This window comes from Alteromonas sp. KUL106 (genome assembly GCF_009811415.1).
GTDB lineage: Bacteria > Pseudomonadota > Gammaproteobacteria > Enterobacterales > Alteromonadaceae > Alteromonas.
The window spans coordinates 23,917-47,853 of record NZ_BLIG01000047.1; the positions used below are offsets into that span (position 1 = coordinate 23,917).

Below are 23,937 nucleotides of genomic sequence, written 5' to 3' on the forward strand. Positions count from 1 at the left end.
ACAAATTGTATACTATCCCACCTTTATTTTAAGTCAGATAACTAATAAGCAGCGGATGTATGCAGAAATACGATATTAAGACCTTTCAAGGGTTGATCCTTGCGCTTCAAGATTATTGGGCGCGTCAGGGCTGCGTTATTATTCAGCCTCTGGATATGGAAGTGGGTGCCGGTACTTTTCACCCGATGACGTTCCTACGTTCTTTAGGTCCAGAGCCAATGAGTAGCGCCTATGTTCAACCGTGCCGTAGACCCACCGATGGTCGTTACGGTGAGAACCCAAACCGCTTACAACATTACTATCAATTCCAAGTAATGCTAAAGCCTTCACCTGACAATATTCAGGAGTTGTATTTGGGATCTCTGAAAGAGCTAGGCTTCGATCCGCTGGTTCATGACATTCGCTTTGTAGAAGACAACTGGGAGTCGCCAACGTTGGGCGCTTGGGGTCTGGGCTGGGAAGTATGGTTGAACGGCATGGAAGTCACACAGTTTACGTATTTCCAGCAAGTAGGCGGCCTTGAGTGTAAGCCTGTTACCGGTGAGATTACTTACGGTCTTGAGCGACTCGCCATGTACGTTCAAGGTGTAGACAGTATCTACGACTTGGTTTGGACTGACGGCCCTATGGGTAAAGTCACCTATGGTGATGTTTTCCATCAAAACGAAGTGGAACAATCGACGTATAACTTCGAACACGCCAACGTAGAAGCCTTGTTTAGAACCTTCGACGAGTGTGAAGCAGAAAGCAAAAAGCTTATCGACAACAATCTTCCACTTCCAGCCTATGAGCAGGTTATGAAGGCCTCACATGCATTTAACTTGCTTGATGCACGTCATGCTATTTCTGTAACAGAACGCCAGCGCTATATTCTTCGCGTACGAACGCTAGCGAAAGCATGTGCAGAAAGCTATTACCAAGCACGTGAAGCACTAGGCTTCCCACTATGTAACAAGGAGGCATAAGCGTGCGTACAGAAAATTGTTTAGTTGAATTAGGCACTGAAGAACTGCCACCAAAAGCGCTTAAGTCTTTAGGTGAAGCCTTTGCCACACAGTTTGAAGCTGCACTAACGCAAGCTGATTTAAGCTTTGACTCTGTTAGCTGGTTTGCCGCCCCTCGCCGCTTGGCCGTTTATGTTTCAGGTCTAGCTGAAGGTCAGGCTGACAAAGTGGTAGAAAAACGCGGCCCTGCAGTGTCGGCAGCATTTGACGCTGACGGTAACCCCACTAAAGCAGCACAAGGTTGGGCACGCGGTAACGGTATTGACGTTTCTGACGCAGAGCGCCTTGTGACAGACAAAGGTGAATGGTTACTTCACAAAGCTCACCTCCCCGGTCAATCAGTTGTTGAGCTGCTAGAAGGGTTGATTAACCAAGCGGTAAGTAAACTACCTATTCCAAAGCCAATGCGTTGGGGTAACTACAGCACCCAGTTTATTCGCCCTGTTCACACCCTCTGCGTGCTTTACGGTAGCGAAGTGGTTAACGTTTCAGTATTGGGCTTAACCAGTGACCGTGTTGTCCAAGGTCACCGCTTCCATGGTGAAGGTCGCTTTGAGCTTGATCATGCTGATAATTACGCCTCTGCACTTGAGCAACAATACGTACTCGCCGATTTTGAGGCACGTAAGGATAAAGTGCGTCAGCAACTTGAAGACGCAGCAAAGCGCTTATCGCTTAAGCCAGATTATAATGAAGACTTGCTTGAAGAGATCGCATCTCTTGTGGAATGGCCTGTTGTGCTTCAGGCTGGGTTTGATAAGGCCTTCTTAGAAGTACCAAAAGAAGCCCTTATCTATACTATGAAAGACGACCAAAAATATGTACCGCTTTTAGATAGCGATGGTGCACTTTCTAACACCTTCTTGTTCGTAACGAATATTGAAAGTCGCGACCCGTCTCAAGTTATTTCAGGTAACGAAAAAGTTATCCGCCCTCGCCTGGCAGACGCCGAGTTCTTCTTTAACAGCGATAAAAAGACAACATTAGAAAGCCGCCTTGAAAGCTTAGAAACGGTGTTGTTCCAAAAACAGCTCGGCACACTTAAAGAAAAATCAGAGCGCATTTCTGCATTGTCAGCATTTATCGCATCGCAAATTGATGCGAACGAAACACAAGCCGCGCGAGCAGGTCTTCTCGCTAAAACTGACTTAATGTCGAATATGGTCATGGAGTTCCCTGATGTTCAGGGCGTCATGGGTAAATACTATGCCCTTAATGACGGTGAAGATGCACCCGTTGCAGAGGCACTTTATGAACAATATATGCCTCGTTTTGCCGGTGACGCACTTCCTGGTTCAGGCGTGAGTGCATCGGTCGCTCTTGCCGACAAACTAGATACCCTAGTGGGTATCTTCGGTATTGGCCAGCTGCCAAAAGGTGATAAAGACCCGTTTGCACTTCGACGTGCTGCTATCGGTGTTTTACGAATTGTCACAGAGCTATCACTCCCGCTGGACCTTGAAACGCTAGTTTGTAAGGCTATTGATGTATATGGCGAAAAGTTAACGAATGCTGACACGCAATCACAGGTTGTTGATTTCGTACTAGGTCGATTTACTGCGCTTCTACAAGATCAAGCCATTACCATTGACGTTATTCAGGCCGTCGCTGCGCGTCGTCCAACCAAGCCAGCCGACTACTTAGCCCGTGTTCACGCGGTAGATAAGTTTAGAGCATTAGAGGAAGCCGAAGCATTGGCGGCCGCTAACAAGCGTGTAGCAAACATCTTAGCGAAGCAGAACGTAGAAGTAATAGATACTGTTAATATTGATGAATCTCTATTAGCTGAAGACGCAGAAAAAGCGCTTTATGTTGCTTTGAAAGCCGCGCAAAAGGAAGTAGATATTGCCGTTCCTTTACAGGATTACACGCGTATTTTGACCGCACTTGCAACCCTACGTAATGTAATCGATAACTTCTTTGACAACGTAATGGTTATGGCAGATGACGAAGCAGTTAAAAATAACCGACTTGCTTTGCTGTCGCTTTTAAGGCAACTTTTCCTTACTACCGCAGATATATCAATTCTCGCGAAGTCGTAGGCTAGTTAAAGTTAAACGCGGTTATTTAACCGCACGTGACAAAAAGCCCAGCCACGCCGTTGGGCTTTTTTATAAAGGGAGACGTTGTGAAAAAGTTACTGACTATTGCTTCTATGTGCTTTGCCCTCTCAGCATGCTCAAGCAGTGGAAGCTTTAAGATCCCAGAGATTGCACCAGACGTGCCTCGTATTCAATTTGAAAACATGTTCCTTAGAGGGGTGTTTAACTGGTGGGAAGCCGACCCAAGCTACAAGTTTAAACGCTCAAACACGGGGTGGACGGTAGACGTTGAACTTATTGCTGATGGCCAGCCCTACGATTTTAGGTTGTCTGACGCAAAATGGACGCCCTCACAAAGCTGTGGGGGCAAATATAAGGGTCAGCCTGTGATGTTAGGCTCTACGGTCTTTTTAGTCTGTGAACAGGGCTCTGAGAACCTGCAATTCACCCCCTCTTCCACGGGAACCTATCGCTTCACTGCAACACCAGCAAGTGCAGGGGAAGTCGCCCTGGTTGTTAGTAAGTTATAATCTGCTTAGGGTAACACTATTGTCTCAAGTTCAATGTCTTTAGCTTTATAAGGCATTGCCTAGTGCTACCCTGCAGTCTAAGTTCCCAGTGACTAGAGAGCTAGGAGATATCGCTTAATATATCTCTATGGCTAATTCGTCTAATACTAGTGTTTCATTGTCCTTCTTAAAGTAAAAATCATATTTAAAAGCGTCCGTATACACTTCCCAATAATCATCCACGCCAAACACCTCACCTTCGAATTTATCGGCTATTTCATCACTCGCTTGGTGGGCATAAATATTTCCAAGTTTCCACGTAGCATGCGAATTTGTGTTATGAAAAAGCGTTTCTGCGATATAGATTTTTTTTATTTCTTCATCATCGGCTATCAAAATTAAATGATTATCGTAAGCATAGATTTTCTGTTTATCCGCCCCATATGCTGTAAAAATTGGATAATAGGGTAAGTCAGAAATTAACGTTGGCTCTTTATTTTTTGTATTTTTACGAATCATATCGTCAATCGTATCGTAACGCCCCTGAGTATTGTCGTTGATGTAGTTCGCGTCCATCGAGACATTATCGGTCAGGTTTCCATAACGAAATTCATTCACAATCAACATAGCACCTTTTGAAAAGCTGTCTTTCACAAATTCTATTTCGAGACCTATATCATTTGAATCTGCATTGAGTCGGAACTTCGCATCATCGATAAATTCTCCATCTAAGGACTCTAATACTTGTTGTTTCGTCGCACGCTTCTCAATATGCCCGTCTATTTTCCAGCTGTTTAGGTTGCGTTCATCAAAAGCAATTAAGCTTTTTAACGTGCTCGATATCCAATTGTTTTTATTGGTGACGATATGTACTTTGTCATTTTTTGCAACAAGCCAAAGGTTTCTTCCAAACGAGTAGAGCACATCACTATCATTTAACGCCACTTCCGATGTTGGCACACCAAGTATCTTAAATGCGTCTATAGTTTTCATCCCAGCTTTAACGCCAAATACGCCTTCTTTTAGAGAAATATTATAAGACGCTATTTCAGGCTGTTCGGGCAGTTTGTTTCCATTTGTACCCCAATTAGAGAAATCAAACTGCATTGATTTCGTCTTGATTCTTGTTTTAAATTCCTGGGTCAAAATTATTTTATGCTCGAGAGTGCGCCAATTTTTTTCATACGTCACCTCCGCTTTAGTAAGCGTAGATTGTGCAAAGGTTGCTTGAGATATGCTCGCTGCAAGCATAATACTTAGATGAAGTTTCTTCATAGTAAATCCTTTTATTAGTTAACTGCTAACGCGTCGTTTAAGGCCATAAGCTGTATAGCGTAATCTTTTTGGTATTCGCTATTCGTTAAAACATGCGAAAGCTGGTTTTCAACGTTTACTATTTTCTTCTTTATCGCCCATGCAGTCTCATCATTCACCCCTCTCAGTAAAATCTCAATATCCTTCAGCGGTGTTAAACAACATTTATCCAGTGAGTTGTTGTACTCTTCCCCTAAGTAATCAATCATCGACTTGCTGTGAAGTGAAGCGCCGCCCACAGGTGCTAAGGGCATGTCGTTTACCGTCTGTTTAAACTCAAGCGTTTTTTTGAATGAGGCGTTAAGTAATTCAATAGCAAGGACCTGTGCATCTTTATCGTATTGACTTAGCCGTGAGGTAAGGGCTTTTAGTTTTTCTGATTTAACACCGGTTATTTTGGCATGCTCAAGTACTTTTTCTGCATGGTGAACAAGTTCCTTTGCATATATGAGGTGGGCAATATCGAGCCGTAAATCGCCAACTAGATTCTTATCTAAGTAGTTATTCGCCTTCGACACAATACTATTATGTTCATTAATTGCTGTGGTATATCGAATTTGAGAATCGGTAATATCGTTACGCTTTGAACACCCGGCTACAGCTGATAAAAATAGAATTGTGATAAGTAAGCGCATACAACGTCTTTTCCTTTATACGACTAGTAATGACGTTTTAAAAACGCATCTCGTACCAGTCCGCTTAGATAATTACACACTCACTCAGCGAGACTTAAAATGTTCTTAATCACGGCATGTTACCGCAGGCATAGTGGCTCTACGTCAACGTGACACAACAAAGAGTACAAACATTTTAAACTCGCCCTTCGGGAAGGTCTGGCAAGCTTCCTCGCTTCATTCTGGTTAAATTGAAAGGGAGCAGCCATTCCTGCATTCCCACGCTTCGTTAGGAAACTTGCCAGCGCTTTCTGATTGGACAATTATCTATGGGGATTGGTATTTAATTCATCATTGCATACTTCTCGTCAATTACAAAAAAAAAGCGACCTAAAATTGGCCGCTTTTGCTCAGTTCGTTCACGTTGACAAACGCTTATTTAAACATCTAAGTTTTCTACTTTAAGCGCATTAGCTTCGATGAATTCTCTGCGTGGCTCAACTTGGTCACCCATCAATGTTGTGAACAATTGGTCACAGCCGATAGCATCTTCAATGGTCACTTGCAGCATTCGGCGACCTTCAGGGTCCATGGTGGTTTCCCACAGCTGCTCAGGGTTCATCTCGCCTAACCCTTTATAGCGCTGAATATACTGGCCTCGTTTTGCTTCGTTCATCAACCAATCAAGCGCTTCTTTAAACGATTCTACAGGCTGTTTGCGCTCACCACGCTGAATATAGGCATCTTTACCCATCATATCGTTGATAGCGAGATTCAACTCTTTCAGGCGCTGATATTCTGATGACTCAATGAACTCATGATCAATGACATACTCGTAATCAATACCGTGCATACGCATGATGATCGTAATGAAATATTCGCTTAGTTCTGCGTCATTGCGAATTTCATAACGATACGTAGCACCGTCGTTTTCACGCTCTGTAAGCTGCTCAACAAAGTGCTTAGCTACATGTTCAAGCGCGCTCTGATCTTTAAGATCTTCTAAGTTCAGCGTTGGGGTATAAAGCATTCTGTAAAGTATAGAGGAAGGCATTAAACGCTTCATACGCGTAATCATTTTTTCAACAGACTGATATTGCTTAACAAGGTTTTCTAAGCCTACACCGCTTATACCCGGATCGTCATCACTTGTGTGCAAGGAAGCACCATCGATTGCGATTGAGGTGAGGTAGTTCGTTAACGCATCGTCATCTTTCAGATATTGCTCTTGCTTCCCTTTCTTTACTTTATATAGCGGTGGCTGTGCAATATAAACGTAACCACGCTCAATAATTTCTGGCATCTGGCGGTAGAAGAAAGTCAGTAGAAGCGTACGAATGTGAGACCCATCTACGTCGGCATCTGTCATGATGATGATGCTGTGATAACGCAATTTTTCAGGATTATATTCGTCACGACCAATACCACAGCCTAACGCAGTGATTAGCGTCGCGACCTCTTGTGATGAAAGCATTTTATCGAAACGCGCTTTTTCTACGTTAAGAATTTTACCTTTCAGTGGCAAAATAGCTTGGTTCTTACGGTTACGCCCTTGTTTTGCAGAACCGCCCGCAGAGTCACCCTCCACTATGTATAGTTCGCTTAGCGCAGGATCTTTCTCCTGACAATCGGCTAACTTGCCTGGCAGGCCTGCCAAGTCCAACGCTCCTTTACGGCGCGTCATTTCACGTGCTTTACGTGCAGCCTCACGAGCACGCGCTGCATCAATGATTTTACCCGCTATAATTTTACTTTCAGCAGGATTTTCTAATAAAAACTCTGCTAGCTTTTCATTCATTGCTGACTCAACCGCTGGACGCACCTCAGAAGACACCAGTTTGTCCTTGGTCTGTGAGCTGAATTTTGGATCTGGTACCTTTACAGAAACCACCGCAGTTAAACCTTCACGCGCATCGTCACCACTGGCGTTCGTCTTCGCTTTTTTGTTCAGCCCTTCTTTTTCCATGTAGTTGTTTAACGTGCGAGTTAAAGCACCACGGAAGCCAGCAAGGTGAGTACCACCATCGCGCTGAGGAATATTGTTCGTGAAGCAGAATACATTTTCTTGGAAGCTATCATTCCATTGCATAGCAACTTCTACAGAGATGCCATCTTCCTGTTCGCTACTGAAGTGAAAAACTTTCTGATGAACGGGGGTCTTTTTCTCATTCAAGTACTCAACGAATGCTTTGATACCACCTTCATACATGAAGTGGTCTTCTTTACCGTCTCTCTCATCTTTTAACCGGATAGACACACCGGAGTTTAGAAATGACAATTCACGAAGACGCTTAGCCAAAATATCGTAGTGATACAGCGTATCAGTAAAAGTATCGGAACTTGGCCAAAAGCGAATCATTGTTCCTGTTTTATCACTGTCGCCCGTAACAGCAAGTGGCGCCTGAGGCACCCCATGTGCATACTCTTGTTCGTGAGCTTTTCCACCACGACGAATACGTAGTTTCAATCGGCTAGAAAGTGCGTTTACAACTGAAACACCCACGCCATGTAGACCACCCGACACCTTATAAGAATTGTCGTCGAATTTACCGCCAGCGTGAAGTACAGTCATAATAACTTCTGCCGCAGATACACCTTCTTCAGGGTGAAGTTCTGTAGGTATACCGCGACCGTCGTCAGACACAGATACTGAACCGTCACTGTGAATGAGCACAGTGATTTCAGAACAGTGTCCAGCCAGTGCTTCATCGATAGAGTTATCGACCACCTCGAAAACCATGTGGTGTAACCCGGTGCCATCATCCGTATCACCGATGTACATACCCGGGCGTTTTCTTACGGCATCCAATCCTTTAAGTACTTTAATACTGGACGAGTCGTAGTTGTTCTCTGCTGACATACTAGCTTTTACTCCTCTTTCACGCTTCCATGTTCCACGTGAAACAATTTCTTTTCGTTATATTTTTGTATAAAAGCGAGCTGCGAGGATTCTATTGCAGTAACGAAAACCTGCGTATCCATTTCAAGCAGCCCATCAATAAATTGCTCTCTTTTATCGGCATCTAATTCAGCACCAACATCGTCAAGTAAAAAGATACTTTTTCGGTCAGTCGAAGAATTAAATAGCTTAGTTTGTGACATTTGTAGCGCTGCTACGGCCATTCTAAGCTGCCCTCTAGATAAAAGCTCTTGGGCATTAACACCATTCACTTTTAGCCTTAAATCGGCTTTGTGAGGCCCAGAAGAGGTGTGCCCTATTTTACCATCATACTCACGTTTTTTAACTAAGCTTTCAGATAAACATACATCTTTTTCCCACCCTCTATAGTAACTTAATTCGACATCGAAGTTTGGAAGAAATTCATGGGCGTAGTTTTTAAAAATTGGCGTCAACCTATCTACGTATTGGCGTCTTTTTTCTGTTAAAGATTCACCGAGCGCTACAAACTGTGATTCCCAATATTGATTCTCTGGCGCAAGTAAATTAGCCATTTGCTTTAACAGTGCGTTCCTATGCTTTAGGAATTTCGAATACTGATTAGCCAATAACTGGAAATCATGTTCCACGTGGAACAATCCCCAATCTAAAAAACGCCGACGCTCCGAAGGTGAACCTATAATCAAGTCGGTGCTTTGAGGCGTAAAAAGCTGTATAGGAACTAAGCTGACGAGATCAGATAACTTGTTCGAATGTTCACCATTGACACTGCACGTAAAGGAATCGGTGCGACTGCGTTGAAGACCTAGCCTAAATAGTTCTCCTTCCTCAGTCTTACAAGATGCGAAAACGCTAAAGCTATCTTTATCGTTTTGAATAACAGACCCGTGCTTGTTGGTTCTGAAAGAGCGGCCAAACCCAAGATAATAAAGTGCTTCAATTAATGAAGACTTACCACTTCCATTTGCCCCTTTCACAATAGTTAAAAGTGGAGATGGAGAAAAATTGACAGAAGATAGATTACGAAATTGTGTAATCTGGACACGGTCCAGTTTCATGAGGTCACGCTGAAAATAAAAAGAAGCGAAGAACAACCAGTGTTAATCGCTTCCTGAAGTGAGACATAAATCAATATAAGACTTTACTAACCTTTGCAATAAATAACGTAAGATAGCCCTTACAATCTCATCGGCATAATAACGTATAAAGCCGCATCATCAGCGTCGTCTTCAATGAGTGCACTTGCATTTGAATCTGATAGACTTACTTTTACGCCATCACTTCCCAACGCATTGAGCACATCAATAAGATAGGCGACATTAAAACCAATTTCTAAATCATCACCTTGATACTGAACGTCAACGATTTCCTCGGCTTCTTCCTGCTCTGGATTATTCGCCGTGATTTTTAATTCACCGGAAGAAAGGTTTAAACGCACGCCCCTAAACTTCTCATTCGACAGAATTGCAGCTCTTGAAAACGCATCTTTCAACACCGCTTTACTTGCAATAATTTCTTTATCGCCATTTTGCGGTAAAACACGACGATAATCAGGAAATCTGCCGTCGACGAGCTTTGAGGTAAATATGAAATCATTTGAGAAAATACGTAGGTGATTAGCGCCTATTTGAACTTTGAGTGATTTGTCGTCTTCGCTTATAAGACGTGAAATCTCCAACACGCCCTTGCGAGGAATAATCACCTGTCTAGACGGTAACGCTGTTTCATAATTCAAACGGCAAAGTGCAAGACGGTGGCCGTCTGTTGCAACAGTTCGAATAGTATTTTCTTCAGTTTCAAGAGACATACCGTTCAAATAATAACGCACATCTTGTTGCGCCATTGAAAAGCTTGTTGCATCGATAAGACGCTTTAGATCACTGCACGATAGTTCGAATTCTACTTCGCCTTCCCAGTCTTCTAAATTTGGGTAATCGTTAGCGGATAGCGTGGAAAGCGTATATCTGCCTCGCCCTGCACGAATCAGCGCTTTGCTTCCATCTAACGAGAAATGAATATCAGTTCCTTCGGAAATACCACGAATAATATCGAATAATTTTTTCGCAGGGACTGTGATTTCCCCTTCGGTAAACTCACCCTCTAACTTTACGCTAGAAATAAGTTCAACCTCTAAATCTGTGCCCGTAAGCCAAAGTGCGTCTTCACTTACTTTGATAAGGACATTCGAAAGAATTGGCAGCGTGTGTCTACGCTCTACAGCACCAGAGACTAATTGAAGGGGCTGTAAAAATTGTTCACGGCTTATAGTAAATTTCATCGCAGTGCTATCTCGCCTCTAAGGTCGTGTTGTTAGGAAGACAAAGTCCTAATGAGGTTTTTATAGTCTTCTTTTATATCATGACTTTCTTCTCTAAGCTGCTGTATTTTTCTACATGCATGTAAAACCGTGGTATGGTCTCGCCCACCAAACGCATTCCCAAGCTCAGGAAGACTGTGGTTAGTCAGTTCTTTTGCAAGCGCCATAGCAACCTGGCGAGGACGCGCTACGCTGCGGCTGCGTCGTTTAGACAAAATATCAGCAACTTTTATCTTATAATAATCTGCAACAGTTTTCTGAATATTATCAACCGTAACTAATTTTTCCTGTAGCGCTAAAAGATCGCGTAGCGCTTCTCGAACAAAATCGATAGTAATAGGACGACCAGTAAAGTTTGCGTTAGCAATAACACGGTTCAATGCGCCTTCTAGCTCACGAACATTTGAACGAAGTCGTTTGGCAATAAAAAACGCCACCTCATTCGGTAAGTGGATACGGTTTTCCGCCGCTTTGCGCATTAAGATAGCCACACGCGTTTCCAACTCAGGTGGCTCAATCGCTATCGTCAAACCCCAACCGAACCGTGATTTTAATCTATCCTCCACGCCATCTATCTCTTTAGGATATCTGTCAGATGTAAGGATAATTTGCTGATTGCCTTCTAAGAGCGCATTAAAGGTATGAAAGAACTCCTCTTGCGATCGTTCTTTATTCGCAAAAAACTGAATGTCATCTATCAATAGTGCATCAACACTGCGATAAAAACGCTTGAAGTCTTCAATAGCATTATTCTGGAGTGCTTTGACCATGTCTTGAACAAAACGCTCGGAATGCATATACACAATTTTTGCGTCGCCGTTATTGGCCACAATGCCGTTACCGACAGCGTGCAATAAGTGAGTTTTACCTAAACCGGTACCACCGTATATAAACAGAGGGTTATACGACCCTCCAGGGTTATTCGCAACTTGAGTAGCTGCAGCTCGAGCAAGCTGATTAGACTTACCCTCGACAAAGTTGTCGAATTGATACGTTGGATTAATATTACTTTTATGTTTCATTGCCTCAGGGATCGGGATCACCTTTGGCTGCATCGACGGGCGTGACGTGCGATTACCATATTGGTTCGGATCGTAGCGATCTTGATTTTGAGAACCATGATCATTGTTATCTGCATATTGTCGGCTAACCGTTGAAGGTTGCGTCAACCTATTGCCAGACTCTTGTTCATTGTTGTATGAGCCTGATGGAGCGCCGCCTGCAGATGCTGGTGCTGACGGATACGATGACGAAGAATAATTAGGATTAGTCCTGACATGCTGATTGGGAACATACGTATTACCGCTGCTTTGACTACCCGCTCCACTACTTTGACCATGACTTACTGAATTGACACTATTTCCAGCAGTGGTAGGTCCATTGCCCACTGAGGGCTGTGAACGGCTAATAGAATGGCGGCTCATTACTTCTAAACGCAACTGAGGTGCATCGTTGCCAGCAAACTCTCTCAGTAACGCCGTGATATTGTTAAGGTACTTATCCCTCACCCAATCAAGAACAAAACGATTTGGGGCATATAGAGAAACCATATTGCCCTCTTCCTCGCAAACAAGCGGGCGAATCCACATACTAAATTGCTGCGTTGGTAATTCCTGACGCAATCTTTCAAGGCATTGGTTCCACAAAGACATGGTACGTAGTTAGCTCCGGTTACTCGCAAAGAAAAGCCAACAACGAAAATGCCATGTATAGAAGGATAGGCACCAAAAAGCGCCATCATAGTGAAATAGCGTTGGAAGTGTTGGGTAACAGCGAGAAATTAAGTTATTGTTTTATTCGCTGTGGATTATCTTACGTTATCAACAAAAAGTAAATGATGATCCCAGACGATCTTTCCGATCTAAAACATATATTATTGTTTTATAAATAATTTCAACTTAGATCAAATAAAACTATTACGATAAAAATTCATTCTAAATAGGAACTAAAAATCCACAAGATCCCCATGCTATTTGGGTGATCACCTATATTATGAACAATCTATTGTGGATAACCTAAACGACTTTTACACGTTATTCACAACACGTTTGTATGAAAAACTGCTTTATTGTTCAAAAGATAACAAAAATTGTTCACTTATTCGGCCGAAAAGCGTGAATATGCATTGACACGAGGTCGCGAGATCTCTAGAATTCAGCGTCCTTTTTCGATGGGCTTTTCTGGTGAAAACACCACATTATTCTAATAGCTGAGTAATGTGTTACCAAAAACGCCTATGTTTAACTAAATATAAGTGAGACTTTGGTCATGAAAAGAACATTTCAACCGAGCAATTTGAAGCGCAAGCGTTCTCACGGTTTTCGTGCTCGTATGGCGACTAAAAATGGTCGTAAAGTACTAGCAGCTCGCCGTGCAAAAGGCCGCGCTCGTCTTTCAGCTTAATTGAAAGACGCTAAAGTGGGCGAGAATACGTTTTCTAGGGAGTTACGTCTGTTAACTCCCACCCACTTTACTTATGTGTTTGATAACGCAACCCCAGCTGTATCTCCCTCTTTTACCATCCTAGCTAGAAAAAATACGCTCTCAACCCCTCGCTTAGGTATTACGTTAGCTAAAAAGCGCATACGTAAAGCCCATGATAGAAATCGCTTGAAGCGATTGGTCAGAGAAAGTTTCAGGCACAAGCAACACTATCTTCCCAATGTTGATATTATCGTTATTGGCAAGTCTGGCGCCGACAACCTTAGCAACCAAGAAGTATTTTCAACACTGGATAGGCTATGGAAAAAATTAAACAAGCGTTGCAACAACTCTTAATAGCGGTACCTTTGACATTGATAAAATGCTATCAATGGTTCATATCACCACTATTAGGGCAACGATGTCGTTTCCATCCTTCTTGTTCTTGGTATGCTATTGACGCATTTAAAACGCACGGATTGATAAAAGGCGGTTGGTTATCTATTAAACGCATATTAAAATGCCACCCTTTGCATGCCGGCGGATACGATCCAGTGCCGGAAAAACAACAAGATAAACACTCAAAATAAAGAGACCTCTATGGAATCGCAACGTAGTTTTCTGATAATTGGCCTTGCGCTCGTTAGCTTTTTGCTTTGGCAGTCATGGCAAAAAGATTATGGCCCACAGCCAGTTGTGCCTGTTGAGCAACAACAAACGCAAGAATCATCACAAGGCGTGCCGTCTTTTGTTGATAATGGCAGTGAAGATGTACCAAGTAGTGATAGCGTTCCGGCTGCACAGCCAATCTCAACATCACAAAACAGCAACCGCATTATCGAAGTCAGAACCGATACGCTAGATGTACGCATCGATTTACTTGGCGGAGACGTTGTGTCAGCAGACTTACTTAAATTTCCTGTTGAGCAAGGTTCAGACATTCCTTATAGCTTACTTCGCTCGGGTAACGGACTTTACGTGGCGCAAAGTGGTCTTATTGGTGCGCAAGGACCAGACGCCAGCAGCAGTGGTCGCCCGGTATATACAGCGCAAAGTGAATTCTATGAAATGACTGGCGATACGCTAGTTATCCCACTTACATGGAAAAACAATCAAGGGTTAGCGATTACCAAAACCTTTACGTTTAGCAAAGATAAATATGACGTTAACGTTAGCTACAGCGTGGAAAACAATACAGACAGCGCTGCAACAGTCCAGCCTTATGCGCAGTTAAAGCAAGTCATGGAATTTGAAGACGACAGCAACATGTTCATGCCGACTTATCGTGGTGCTGCTTATTCGACAGAAGATGACCGTTATCAGAAATATTCGTTTGATGAAATAGAAGATGAAAAGCTACGCGAAACAACGAAAGCGGGTTGGGTTGGCATGCTTGAACACTATTTCGTTTCAGCGTGGGTGCCCTCACAAGAGCAAACTAATACGCTGTATTCACGTAACTTAAATAATCAATACGCGGTTATTGGTGTGCTGTCGCCATCTGAAACTTTAGCGCCAGGTGAAACCAAAACCCTTGCGTCTACCCTTTATATGGGTCCGAAAGACCAAGAGAAACTTGCTAAAATTGCCCGTGGCTTAGACCTCACCGTAGACTACGGTATACTTTTTTGGATTTCTCAACCCCTGTTCGCTCTTCTAACCTTCCTTCATAGCCTGGTTAATAACTGGGGTGTGGCAATTATTCTTATCACTATTGTAGTGAAAGGCGCGATGTACTGGCTTACCAAGAAGCAATACGAGTCAATGGCACGTATGCGCAACTTAGCACCTAAGATGCAGCAGCTAAAAGACCGCTTTGGTGATGACAGACAGAAAATGTCGCAAGCTATGATGGAGCTTTACCGCAAAGAGAAAGTAAACCCTATGGGTGGTTGTTTACCTCTTCTTCTGCAAATGCCGATCTTCCTTGCGCTTTATTGGGTGCTTATGGAGAGCGTTGAGTTACGTCATGCAGACTTCGTACTTTGGATCACTGACCTTTCAACGAAAGACCCATACTTTGTACTACCTATTTTAACGGGTGCAAGTATGTACCTATTGCAAAAGCTTCAACCAACCACCATTACTGACCCCATGCAGCAAAAAATCATGCAATGGATGCCAGTTGCAATGAGTGTATTCTTCCTGTGGTTCCCTGCAGGTCTGGTACTATACTGGTTAATCAGTAACGTGATTACCTTGGTTCAAGCCAAAATGATTTATGCTTCAATGGAGAAGCGGGGCATCAGCAGTAAATAAACTGTTGAGCATTTAGTTATACAGCCCGCCTACGCGGGCTGTTTTGTATTAAGAGGATTAAACTGTGCCATCATTTGATATTGTTTCAGAAATCAATATGGAAGAAGTGCGTAACGCCACTGAAAACGCTAGCCGTGAGCTAACGACACGATTTGACTTCCGCGGTATCGATGCGAGCTTTGAGTACAAAGACAAAACTGTGGTAATGAAAGCTGAAGCAGAGTTCCAACTTCAGCAGATGGAGAGTATGTTCAGAACGGCTATGTCAAAGCGCAATGTTGATACGTCGTCAATGGATGTAAAACCCTACGATGCTCACGGTAGAACCTATCGTCAAACCATTACCTTCAAAGAAGGTATTGAACAGCCTATGGCAAAGAAAATCGTTAAGCTGATTAAAGACGCTAAAATTAAAGTGCAAACTGCTATCCAAGGTGAAGAGCTGCGTGTTACGGGTAAAAAGCGCGATGACCTTCAACAAGCAATTGCGTTGATCAAAGAATCAGACTTAGGCCAACCATTCCAATTTAAAAACTTCCGCGATTAATTATGGAATCACTCACCCTTTCAACTGATACCATTATCGCGCAAGCCACAGCGCCAGGACGTGGCGGTGTCGGTATTGTCCGCGTATCAGGTCCGAAGGCAAAACATGTTGCCGAAGCTCTCGTGCCATGCAGGCTTACACCGCGTCTTGCCACCTATACGCCATTTGTTGACATAAGCAACAATATCATTGACCAGGGCATAGCGTTATTTTTTAAAGGCCCAAATTCGTTTACTGGCGAAGATGTTTTAGAACTACAAGGCCACGGTGGTCAAGTCGTTATGGACATGCTGATTGACGCGGTTCTTGCGACAGGACATGCAAGGTTGGCGAAACCTGGAGAATTTAGTGAACAGGCCTTCTTGAATGACAAGTTAGACCTTGCTCAAGCAGAAGCCATTGCTGACTTAATTGACGCAAGTTCTAAGCAAGCGGCTAAAAGTGCACTGCGTTCTCTACAGGGTGAGTTTTCAACCCACATTCAAACACTGTCAGACCAAATCGTTCATCTTCGTATGTACGTAGAGGCGGCCATCGATTTTCCTGAAGAAGAAATTGACTTCTTATCTGACGGTAAAGTGTCAGGTGATTTACGGGCCATCATGGAAAGTCTTACTAAGCTGCGCAATCAAGCCAAACAAGGGACGTTGTTACGTGAAGGCATGCAGGTAGTGATTGCTGGTCGTCCTAATGCGGGTAAATCAAGTCTATTAAATGCGTTGGCAGGCCGCGATAGCGCCATTGTTACTGACATTGCAGGAACCACAAGAGATGTGCTTAAAGAGCATATTCATATTGACGGCATGCCGGTACACATTATTGATACAGCAGGACTGAGAGAAAGCCCAGATAAAGTGGAACAAATCGGCATTGAGCGAGCTTGGCAAGCAATAAATGACGCAGATCATGTACTCTTTGTCGTGGACTCTACTGCGACCGCCGTTATCGACCCTTATGAAATTTGGCCGGAATTTATGGCTCGTTTGCCACAAGGGATCCCGGTTACTGTTGTCCGCAACAAAGCCGATCTTAGTACTTTAAATATTGGTCAAAGCACGGTTGCAACAAAGCAAGGTGATATCTCGGTCATTAACTTATCTGCCAAAGAGGGTAGCGGCGTCGATACGTTAAAGGCGCATTTGGCTAAAACCATGGGGTTTGACACGACGACAGAGGGTCAATTTATTGCTCGCAGACGCCATATAGATGCACTTGATCAAGCCTATGGCTATGTAAGCACAGGCGAACAGCAGCTGCACGATGCTATGGCAGGTGAATTACTGGCTGAAGAACTTCGTTTCGCCCATCAGGCACTGTGTGAAATAACCGGTGAATTCACCTCTGACGATTTGCTTGGTAAGATTTTTTCGTCGTTCTGTATTGGCAAGTAAATTAGACATAAATTGCGCTAAATCTACAACCTTAATTAAAGAAATAGTACATTCATGAGTAAGCATTTTGAAATTATTGTCGGCACCATGCTGGGCGCCGCAGAATATGTGGCAGACGCTATTGCTGAAAAGCTTGAAGCGCATGGACATACCCACACAATTCACGCCGAACCAGATTTGGAAACGATTAAAACAGACTCGACTTGGATAGTATGCACGTCTACCCATGGTGCGGGCGAACTCCCTGACAATATCCAGCCGTTTGCCAAACAGCTAGAGGGCGCAGATTTAAGCGCGGTCAAAGCATACGTTATTGGGCTGGGTGACACCAGTTACGACACATTTTGTTTCGGTGCCAAAGAAATGGAAAAGCACATTATAAATGGGGGTGGGAAGCTCATTACCGACGCCCTTTACATCGATGTACTTGAACACCCTATTCCTGAAGATGCTGCGGTAGAATGGTTTGACGAAAAGTTAGCGAACGCCTAAAAGACGCTTCACCAAGGACCCAATGTAATGACCACTAGCTTAACCCAAGCAGAACTTGCTGCGCTGCAGTCGCCGCTCTCTAACGATTGCAGGGTGCTATATTTACTTGGGCTTCGCTTAGGGGCCAATCAAGCCACCACATCTTCAGCGCCGCTTGATTATAAGCAACTTTTAGCTCTGCTAAATGGCGACAATAAAGACGATACCTATCAACGGGGTCGCCAAATTAATAGCTTAATCAAACAGCTTGAACAAGTAGGCTTAGTTGCCCTGCCCCTTGAATTAGATCTTGAGCATACCATTAATGGTAAAACCCTACTTCTCCCCCTTTTGAGTGAACCACAGTCAGATTTTGAGCAGCTCCATAGTCGTCATAGTGCCATGACCGCTAATTGGACGCCAAATAAGGCGCTGTTTGAAGAAATGGCCTCACTGCTGGGTATCATTGATAAAACATTTGATGAAAATGAAGTAGGAGAATTCATTGCTTACTGGTTGGGTAGGCCTAGTTCTGTGTTTAGTGAGTTTCAGTGGACACAGAAATTTGCGAACAATATCAAGCGCAAGCGTCTTGCTTCAGGCTATGCGCCTACAAAAGTTGTGGGTACACAACAAGTGAAAGTTGCAGCCGGTATAGAAGCAGATGATAATGCGAAAAAGCTGGTGGAAAAATACGCCGCAACTAAGAAGAGATAAATCGATATGGATCGTATAACTGACAAAATTGCTAATTTAGCCAGAGCACTGAAAAAAGACGTCGATCCCAATAGTGAATATATCGACTACAAAACGTTACGTAAGCAATACGAAGCAAAAGCTAACGAAGAAATAGCGCAACTACAGCAGCGTAGCAAGAAAGCGCGCATAGAAGCTATTCATGGCCGTTCAGACCTAAATCCGAAGTGGACCTTTGCTAATTTAGTGGAAGATAGCGACGATGTCATTGAAGCTGTCTCTATCGCACAGTCTTTCATTGCAGCACACGACGATCCAGCATGGCGACAAAGTGGCTCCCACATGATGATTTTTTACGGCGACTACGGACGCGGTAAATCGCATATTGCCGGAGCAATAGCTCATCAGCTTATTGAGCAATATGAGATTTCTGTGCTTTATCGTCAGCTTTCTACCCTGCTTGAAATGCGTAATTTTTCTTTCGACTTTTCTGCAACTGATAATGCAAGCCAACGTTACAGAGAGATAAACCAAGAACTTCTCGATGTCGATTTGCTGATATTGGATGAGGTTTGTGTCAATGAGTCTGCGCTAAAAAAGAATGCACAAAGCTGGTTCGGAAATCTATTAAGGCAGCGATTAGTGAACAAGAAAAACTGTATTTTGATCACTAATCATAATTTAGCCGAGCTTGAGAATGCGCTGGGCAATTACTGTTTTGAATCCATTAAAGAGTACGACACTTACAAAGTCAGGTTCCAAGGGCCTAGTCGACGTGAGGGTTTAACCATTGAGCAAGAAGACATGCAAGGTTCTGTTGCTCAACCACGCTATCAACCAAACCAGGTGCGCTAATAGCACCTGGTGTACTCACCGTCTCATTTCACTATCTATTGACCTTATCTATTCTCACCGTTTGTACAAAGCACTCCGTGCTATTTAAAAACCTGTTTTTTCAACGTTAAAATCAATCTGCATAGCTAATTGCGCACTGGTATAAGGTGTTTAGTTCAAAGGCAGACTGTGAAAGAGACACTTTTTCGTCATAGATGACCGACAAATCGTCTTGATCGACTCAATAAGACGTTACCTAAATACGCACGTTATCTACGTGAACACATTTATTGTGGTGCACAAGGATACATGTTGAGTAAAAAACGAGATATTTTACTGATTATTTTAGGCTGTGACTGAAACCAATCATTCATTGTGGTGTGTTTTAAAAATAAGATCGACCGATCTAATCACAGGATTCAATAAAGATCTCCTCCACAATGAGATCACGCTATAAGGCACGTAACTACACGATCTTCTGATCGCGATACATAATTAGCAAACATTTTATCCCCAGCTGGATCACATCTTGATCACCCCTGTGGATAGGATCCTACAACGCACTGTGTATAAGCTCTGATCGAAAAAAGAATAACTTTTCAAACAAAACGGCATGTGGATAAAAAGGCACTTTATACACAAGATTCAGATAGGGTTATGGATCGGTGTTTCCCAATGTTATTGATCGCGTAACTTGATGATCTTTAGATGCTTTGATCGGTTACCCACAGAAATGCACGATCCTAATAAAAGTAAAAATAAACAGATCTAAAAGAGATCTTAAGATCTTATTAATCGATCACACCTTTTATTCAAAAAGGTTTTGAGGAAAATTTAATCATTTTCTTTATCCAATAAGTCAGATAAAATACGCGCCCTTTTTTCAGCAATCTCTGTTTGAAAAAATTGTTTTTATTAGGCTTATCGTCCGTGAATAGTGAGGTTTAACCATGTTTTATGCTGAAGCATTTGATGTCATCGTTGTTGGTGGTGGACATGCGGGTACTGAGGCTGCACTAGCAGCAGCTCGCATGGGTGCAAACACGCTTTTGCTTACTCACAATATCGAAACGATCGGTCAGATGTCATGTAACCCTGCAATAGGCGGGATCGGAAAAGGCCACCTTGTAAAAGAGATCGATGCGTTAGGCGGCGCAATGGCATTAGCTATCGACAAAGGTGGTATTCAGTTTAGAACACTCAATTCTTCAAAAGGCCCAGCGGTTCGCGCTACACGTGCGCAAGCTGATAGAACGCTTTACAAAAATGCCATTCGAGATATCGTTGAAAATCAGAAAAACCTTACGCTGTTTCAACAAAGCGTAGACGATCTTATCGTCGAAAATGATCGCGTATGTGGTGTTGTCACTCAAATGGGCTTGAAATTTAAAGCCAAAACAGTGGTTTTGACCGTGGGTACGTTTCTCGGTGGAACGATTCATATTGGTCTTGAAAATTACCGCGGTGGACGTGCAGGCGATCCCCCTTCTATCGCGCTTGCTGACAGATTACGTGCCCTTCCGTTTCGCGTAGATCGCCTTAAAACGGGGACACCGGCGCGACTCGATGCCCGCTCATTGGACTTTTCTGTGATGCAGCCTCAACCAGGCGATGATCCAACGCCGGTATTTTCATTCATGGGTGACAGAACTCTGCATCCAACGCAGATCCCGTGTTATATCACGCACACTAACGAGAAAACTCACGAGATTATTCGTGGTGGATTGGATCGCTCGCCTATGTTCACCGGCGTTATCGAAGGTATTGGACCGCGTTATTGCCCAAGTATCGAGGATAAAATTACGCGATTTGCTGACAAATCGTCACACCAAATTTTCGTAGAGCCTGAAGGGCTAAACAGCATAGAAGTGTACCCCAATGGTATTTCGACCAGTTTGCCCTTCGACGTACAGATGAACCTTGTGCGCTCTATCAAAGGCTTCGAGAACGCGCATATTGTTCGTCCAGGCTACGCCATCGAATATGATTTCTTTGATCCTCGTGATTTAAAACAAACACTTGAGACTAAGTTTATTAACGGTTTGTTCTTTGCTGGTCAAATAAACGGCACAACGGGTTACGAAGAAGCAGGAGCACAAGGGTTAGTGGCTGGTGCGAACGCAGCGTTACAAGTGCAGCAAAAAGATCCACTCGTGTTACGCAGAGACCAAGCTTACATGGGCGTATTGATCGATGACTTGGCAACGATGGGAACGAAAGAACCCTATCGCATGTTTACTAGTCGTGCTGAGTATCGTTTGCTTCTTCGTGAAGACAATGCTGACAGTCGTTTAACGGCCATGGGACGAGAGATTGGTCTTGTTGATGAAGCGCGTTGGGCGAAGTTCAATCAGAAAATGGAAGCGGTAGAACGTGAGTTACAGCGTTTAAGAGGACAGTGGATCCATCCTGAACACGCAGCAGCGCCTCAGTTGAATACGATGCTTAAAAACCCGGTAAGTCGTGAGCATTCCCTTGAAGAGTTGATCCGACGACCTGAAATGACCTACAGCCAGCTAATGGAAATTGAGAGCGTTGGTCCTGGCCTTGACGATCCTATTGCATCAGAGCAAGTGGAAATTCAAATTAAATATGCGGGTTACATCGCCCGTCAAATGGATGAGATAGCAAAGACACAGCGCCACGAAAACACGTTACTGCCTGTTGATATGGACTTCAGTAAGATTTCAGGCTTATCAAATGAAGTTGTTGCGAAACTCACTGAAGCGAGACCGGAAACAATAGGTAAAGCGTCGCGTATCTCTGGTATTACACCAGCGGCAATTTCTCTTTTGCTGGTTTACCTAAAAAAACACGGTATGTTGCGCAAGCACGAAAAGATGAGCGCGTAAATCGCGCTTTCATTCATAATACAACTCGTAGCGCTTAGTTTTTCTCACGTATTCGCGTATCATGGTGAAAATAAGAGAAAGTATAACTCGGCGCTTTTCACACAAACCTATTGCCCGTTCCGACTGCAGTGGTCACACCTTTTGATATCGCGTTTGCTCAAAAACGCGAAAGGATTGAAAATAAGCGTGACTGGACATAATGCAGTAACGATTAACACATGACGTGTTTAGCAATGTGGAACTGCGTAAAGCACAATATTTCAACGCGAATAAACAGACTTTTCGATGACTATACAGCAAGAATTGCACACCATTTTGGTTTCTGGGCTCGACGCTCTTTCATTACGTTTAAGTGATAAGCAACAGCAACAACTCGTTGATTATGTGTTGCTGATGGACAAATGGAATAAGGCCTATAACCTCACTTCTGTACGCGACCCGAAGCAGATGATGGTCAAACATATCTTAGACTCGTTAGCAATCGTGCCGTTTCTCGAAGGCGACAATATCATTGATGTGGGAACAGGTCCGGGGCTTCCAGGAATGCCGCTAGCGATAGCTTTCCCAGAAAAGTCGTTTACGTTGCTCGATTCTTTAGGCAAGCGTGTACGCTTTATGAAGCAATCTGTACATACACTTGGCTTGACCAACGCAACCCCCGTTCAGAGTCGCGTGGAAGAGCACAATGGTGAATTTCCTTATGATATTGTGTTAAGTCGCGCTTTCGCTTCGCTAAAAGATATGTTGCACTGGTGTCAACATCTGGTAGATTCAGAAGGTCAATTTTTGGCGCTGAAAGGTCAGTTTCCACAAGATGAGATAGACGAAGTGAGTGATCACTTTCATGTGAGCAGAACGGAAAATCTCACTGTGCCAAATTTGGTAGGCGAACGACATCTGGTTTGGCTAAAAAAGAAATAGCTAAAAAATAGAAATAGACGATAACAGGATCAAACGTGGCTAAGGTAATCGCGATCGCGAATCAAAAAGGTGGTGTTGGTAAAACAACTACCGCGGTGAATGTGGCGGCCTCAATGGCTGCAACTAAACGCAAAGTATTGCTTATCGATCTCGACCCACAGGGTAATGCCACCATGGGAAGCGGCGTTGATAAGTACGACGTTGAATCCACGGCATTTGAATTGTTGATTGAAGAAAAGCCTATTAACGACGTTGTAGTGAAAAGCACAGCAGGAAAGTACGATTTGATTGCAGCCAATGGTGACGTTACTGCGGCTGAAATTAAACTGATGGAAATGTTTGCCCGTGAAGTACGGCTTCGCAATGCTCTGAAGCCAGTGATGGATTATTACGATTTTATATTTATTGACTGCCCTCCATCTCTCAATCAGCTTACGGTAAATGCCCTTGCTGCGGCCGATTCTGTCATGGTACCTATGCAGTGTGAATACTACGCGCTAGAAGGGTTGACAGCGTTGATGGACACCATTCAAAAATTAGCGTCAGTGGTAAATCCTGAATTGAAGATTGAAGGCGTATTGCGTACTATGTACGACCCGCGAAACCGCCTAGCTAACGATGTTTCAGAACAGCTTAAGCGCCACTTTGGTGAGCAGGTTTATCGCACAGTGATACCACGCAATGTTCGTCTTGCCGAAGCGCCAAGTTTCGGGACACCTGCGATGTACTATGATAAGTCATCGACGGGTGCAAAAGCTTATTTGGCATTGGCGGGTGAAATACTGCGCCGTAGGGATAAAACATCGCCTACCCAGGCAAAAGCAAGTTAAACGACAATACGCTGAA

The 23,937-nt window shown here is 43.5% G+C and carries 21 protein-coding genes; 15 read left to right on the top strand and 6 right to left on the bottom strand.

Annotation, left to right across the window (positions count from 1 at the left end; translation table 11 throughout):
* Positions 1-59 precede the first annotated feature (59 nt).
* From glyQ to GVO63_RS16095, 3 genes are all read left to right on the top strand, one after another.
* Entirely contained in the window at positions 60-965 is a 906-nt protein-coding gene (gene glyQ, locus GVO63_RS16085; RefSeq protein WP_071816534.1) for a glycine--tRNA ligase subunit alpha, read from the top strand.
* 2 nt (positions 966-967) lie between these two features.
* Positions 968-3,046 carry a glycine--tRNA ligase subunit beta gene (gene glyS / locus GVO63_RS16090; RefSeq protein WP_159581270.1) on the top strand — a complete coding sequence of 693 codons (2,079 nt, stop codon included), beginning with the start codon at positions 968-970 and terminating at the stop codon, positions 3,044-3,046.
* An 86-nt stretch (positions 3,047-3,132) separates the two neighbouring features.
* Positions 3,133-3,576 carry a hypothetical protein gene (locus tag GVO63_RS16095; protein ID WP_159491909.1) on the top strand — a complete coding sequence of 148 codons (444 nt, stop codon included), beginning with the start codon at positions 3,133-3,135 and terminating at the stop codon, positions 3,574-3,576.
* Between the two features lie 114 nt (positions 3,577-3,690).
* On the opposite strand, the gene GVO63_RS16100 is transcribed toward GVO63_RS16095, so the two are convergent.
* The 6 genes from GVO63_RS16100 to dnaA form a co-directional block, all read right to left on the bottom strand.
* Entirely contained in the window at positions 3,691-4,830 is a 1,140-nt protein-coding gene (locus tag GVO63_RS16100) for a hypothetical protein (RefSeq protein WP_159581272.1), read from the bottom strand.
* 14 nt (positions 4,831-4,844) lie between these two features.
* Positions 4,845-5,504, bottom strand: a complete 660-nt coding sequence (locus GVO63_RS16105; RefSeq protein WP_159581274.1) for a hypothetical protein — start codon at positions 5,502-5,504, stop codon at positions 4,845-4,847.
* Between the two features lie 418 nt (positions 5,505-5,922).
* Positions 5,923-8,343, bottom strand: a complete 2,421-nt coding sequence (gyrB, locus tag GVO63_RS16110; protein WP_159581276.1) for a DNA topoisomerase (ATP-hydrolyzing) subunit B — start codon at positions 8,341-8,343, stop codon at positions 5,923-5,925.
* Positions 8,344-8,351: 8 nt separating this feature from the next.
* The gene (gene recF, locus GVO63_RS16115; protein ID WP_159491873.1) at positions 8,352-9,440 is read right to left on the bottom strand and encodes a DNA replication/repair protein RecF; all 1,089 of its coding nucleotides are present in this window, start codon (positions 9,438-9,440) and stop codon (positions 8,352-8,354) included.
* Between the two features lie 119 nt (positions 9,441-9,559).
* Entirely contained in the window at positions 9,560-10,660 is a 1,101-nt protein-coding gene (gene dnaN / locus GVO63_RS16120) for a DNA polymerase III subunit beta (RefSeq protein WP_159491871.1), read from the bottom strand.
* 32 nt (positions 10,661-10,692) lie between these two features.
* Positions 10,693-12,351: a chromosomal replication initiator protein DnaA gene (dnaA, locus tag GVO63_RS16125; RefSeq protein WP_159581278.1), complete on the bottom strand. Its 1,659-nt coding sequence runs from the start codon at positions 12,349-12,351 to the stop codon at positions 10,693-10,695.
* Positions 12,352-12,967: 616 nt separating this feature from the next.
* Between dnaA and rpmH the strand changes: the two genes are divergently transcribed.
* The 12 genes from rpmH (at position 12,968) to GVO63_RS16185 (ending at position 23,921) form a co-directional block, all read left to right on the top strand.
* Positions 12,968-13,102 (top strand): 50S ribosomal protein L34, encoded by a 135-nt coding sequence (gene rpmH, locus GVO63_RS16130; RefSeq protein WP_014290886.1) that lies wholly within the window; start codon positions 12,968-12,970, stop codon positions 13,100-13,102.
* Between the two features lie 15 nt (positions 13,103-13,117).
* Positions 13,118-13,477, top strand: coding sequence for a ribonuclease P protein component (gene rnpA / locus GVO63_RS16135; protein WP_159581280.1), 360 nt, complete (start codon positions 13,118-13,120; stop codon positions 13,475-13,477).
* Complete coding sequence (yidD, locus tag GVO63_RS16140; protein ID WP_159491903.1) at positions 13,462-13,710, top strand: membrane protein insertion efficiency factor YidD; 249 nt, start codon at positions 13,462-13,464, stop codon at positions 13,708-13,710. Before rnpA ends, yidD begins: the two co-directional genes overlap by 16 nt.
* 10 nt (positions 13,711-13,720) lie before the next feature.
* Positions 13,721-15,379 carry a membrane protein insertase YidC gene (gene yidC / locus GVO63_RS16145; RefSeq protein WP_159491865.1) on the top strand — a complete coding sequence of 553 codons (1,659 nt, stop codon included), beginning with the start codon at positions 13,721-13,723 and terminating at the stop codon, positions 15,377-15,379.
* A gap of 64 nt (positions 15,380-15,443) precedes the next feature.
* Complete coding sequence (locus tag GVO63_RS16150; protein ID WP_159491863.1) at positions 15,444-15,926, top strand: YajQ family cyclic di-GMP-binding protein; 483 nt, start codon at positions 15,444-15,446, stop codon at positions 15,924-15,926.
* 2 nt (positions 15,927-15,928) lie between these two features.
* Positions 15,929-17,317, top strand: a complete 1,389-nt coding sequence (mnmE, locus tag GVO63_RS16155; protein WP_159491861.1) for a tRNA uridine-5-carboxymethylaminomethyl(34) synthesis GTPase MnmE — start codon at positions 15,929-15,931, stop codon at positions 17,315-17,317.
* A 54-nt stretch (positions 17,318-17,371) separates the two neighbouring features.
* Positions 17,372-17,809, top strand: a complete 438-nt coding sequence (mioC, locus tag GVO63_RS16160) for an FMN-binding protein MioC (protein WP_159581282.1) — start codon at positions 17,372-17,374, stop codon at positions 17,807-17,809.
* A 27-nt stretch (positions 17,810-17,836) separates the two neighbouring features.
* Positions 17,837-18,505 carry a DnaT-like ssDNA-binding domain-containing protein gene (locus tag GVO63_RS16165; protein WP_159491858.1) on the top strand — a complete coding sequence of 223 codons (669 nt, stop codon included), beginning with the start codon at positions 17,837-17,839 and terminating at the stop codon, positions 18,503-18,505.
* A 6-nt stretch (positions 18,506-18,511) separates the two neighbouring features.
* Positions 18,512-19,339: an ATP-binding protein gene (locus GVO63_RS16170; RefSeq protein ID WP_159491856.1), complete on the top strand. Its 828-nt coding sequence runs from the start codon at positions 18,512-18,514 to the stop codon at positions 19,337-19,339.
* 929 nt (positions 19,340-20,268) lie between these two features.
* On the top strand, positions 20,269-22,170 hold the full coding sequence (gene mnmG, locus GVO63_RS16175) for a tRNA uridine-5-carboxymethylaminomethyl(34) synthesis enzyme MnmG (RefSeq protein ID WP_159581284.1): 1,902 nt from the start codon (positions 20,269-20,271) through the stop codon (positions 22,168-22,170).
* Positions 22,171-22,455: 285 nt separating this feature from the next.
* Positions 22,456-23,091, top strand: a complete 636-nt coding sequence (rsmG, locus tag GVO63_RS16180; protein ID WP_159581286.1) for a 16S rRNA (guanine(527)-N(7))-methyltransferase RsmG — start codon at positions 22,456-22,458, stop codon at positions 23,089-23,091.
* A gap of 35 nt (positions 23,092-23,126) precedes the next feature.
* Positions 23,127-23,921: a ParA family protein gene (locus tag GVO63_RS16185; protein WP_159491850.1), complete on the top strand. Its 795-nt coding sequence runs from the start codon at positions 23,127-23,129 to the stop codon at positions 23,919-23,921.
* Positions 23,922-23,937: the final 16 nt, after the last annotated feature.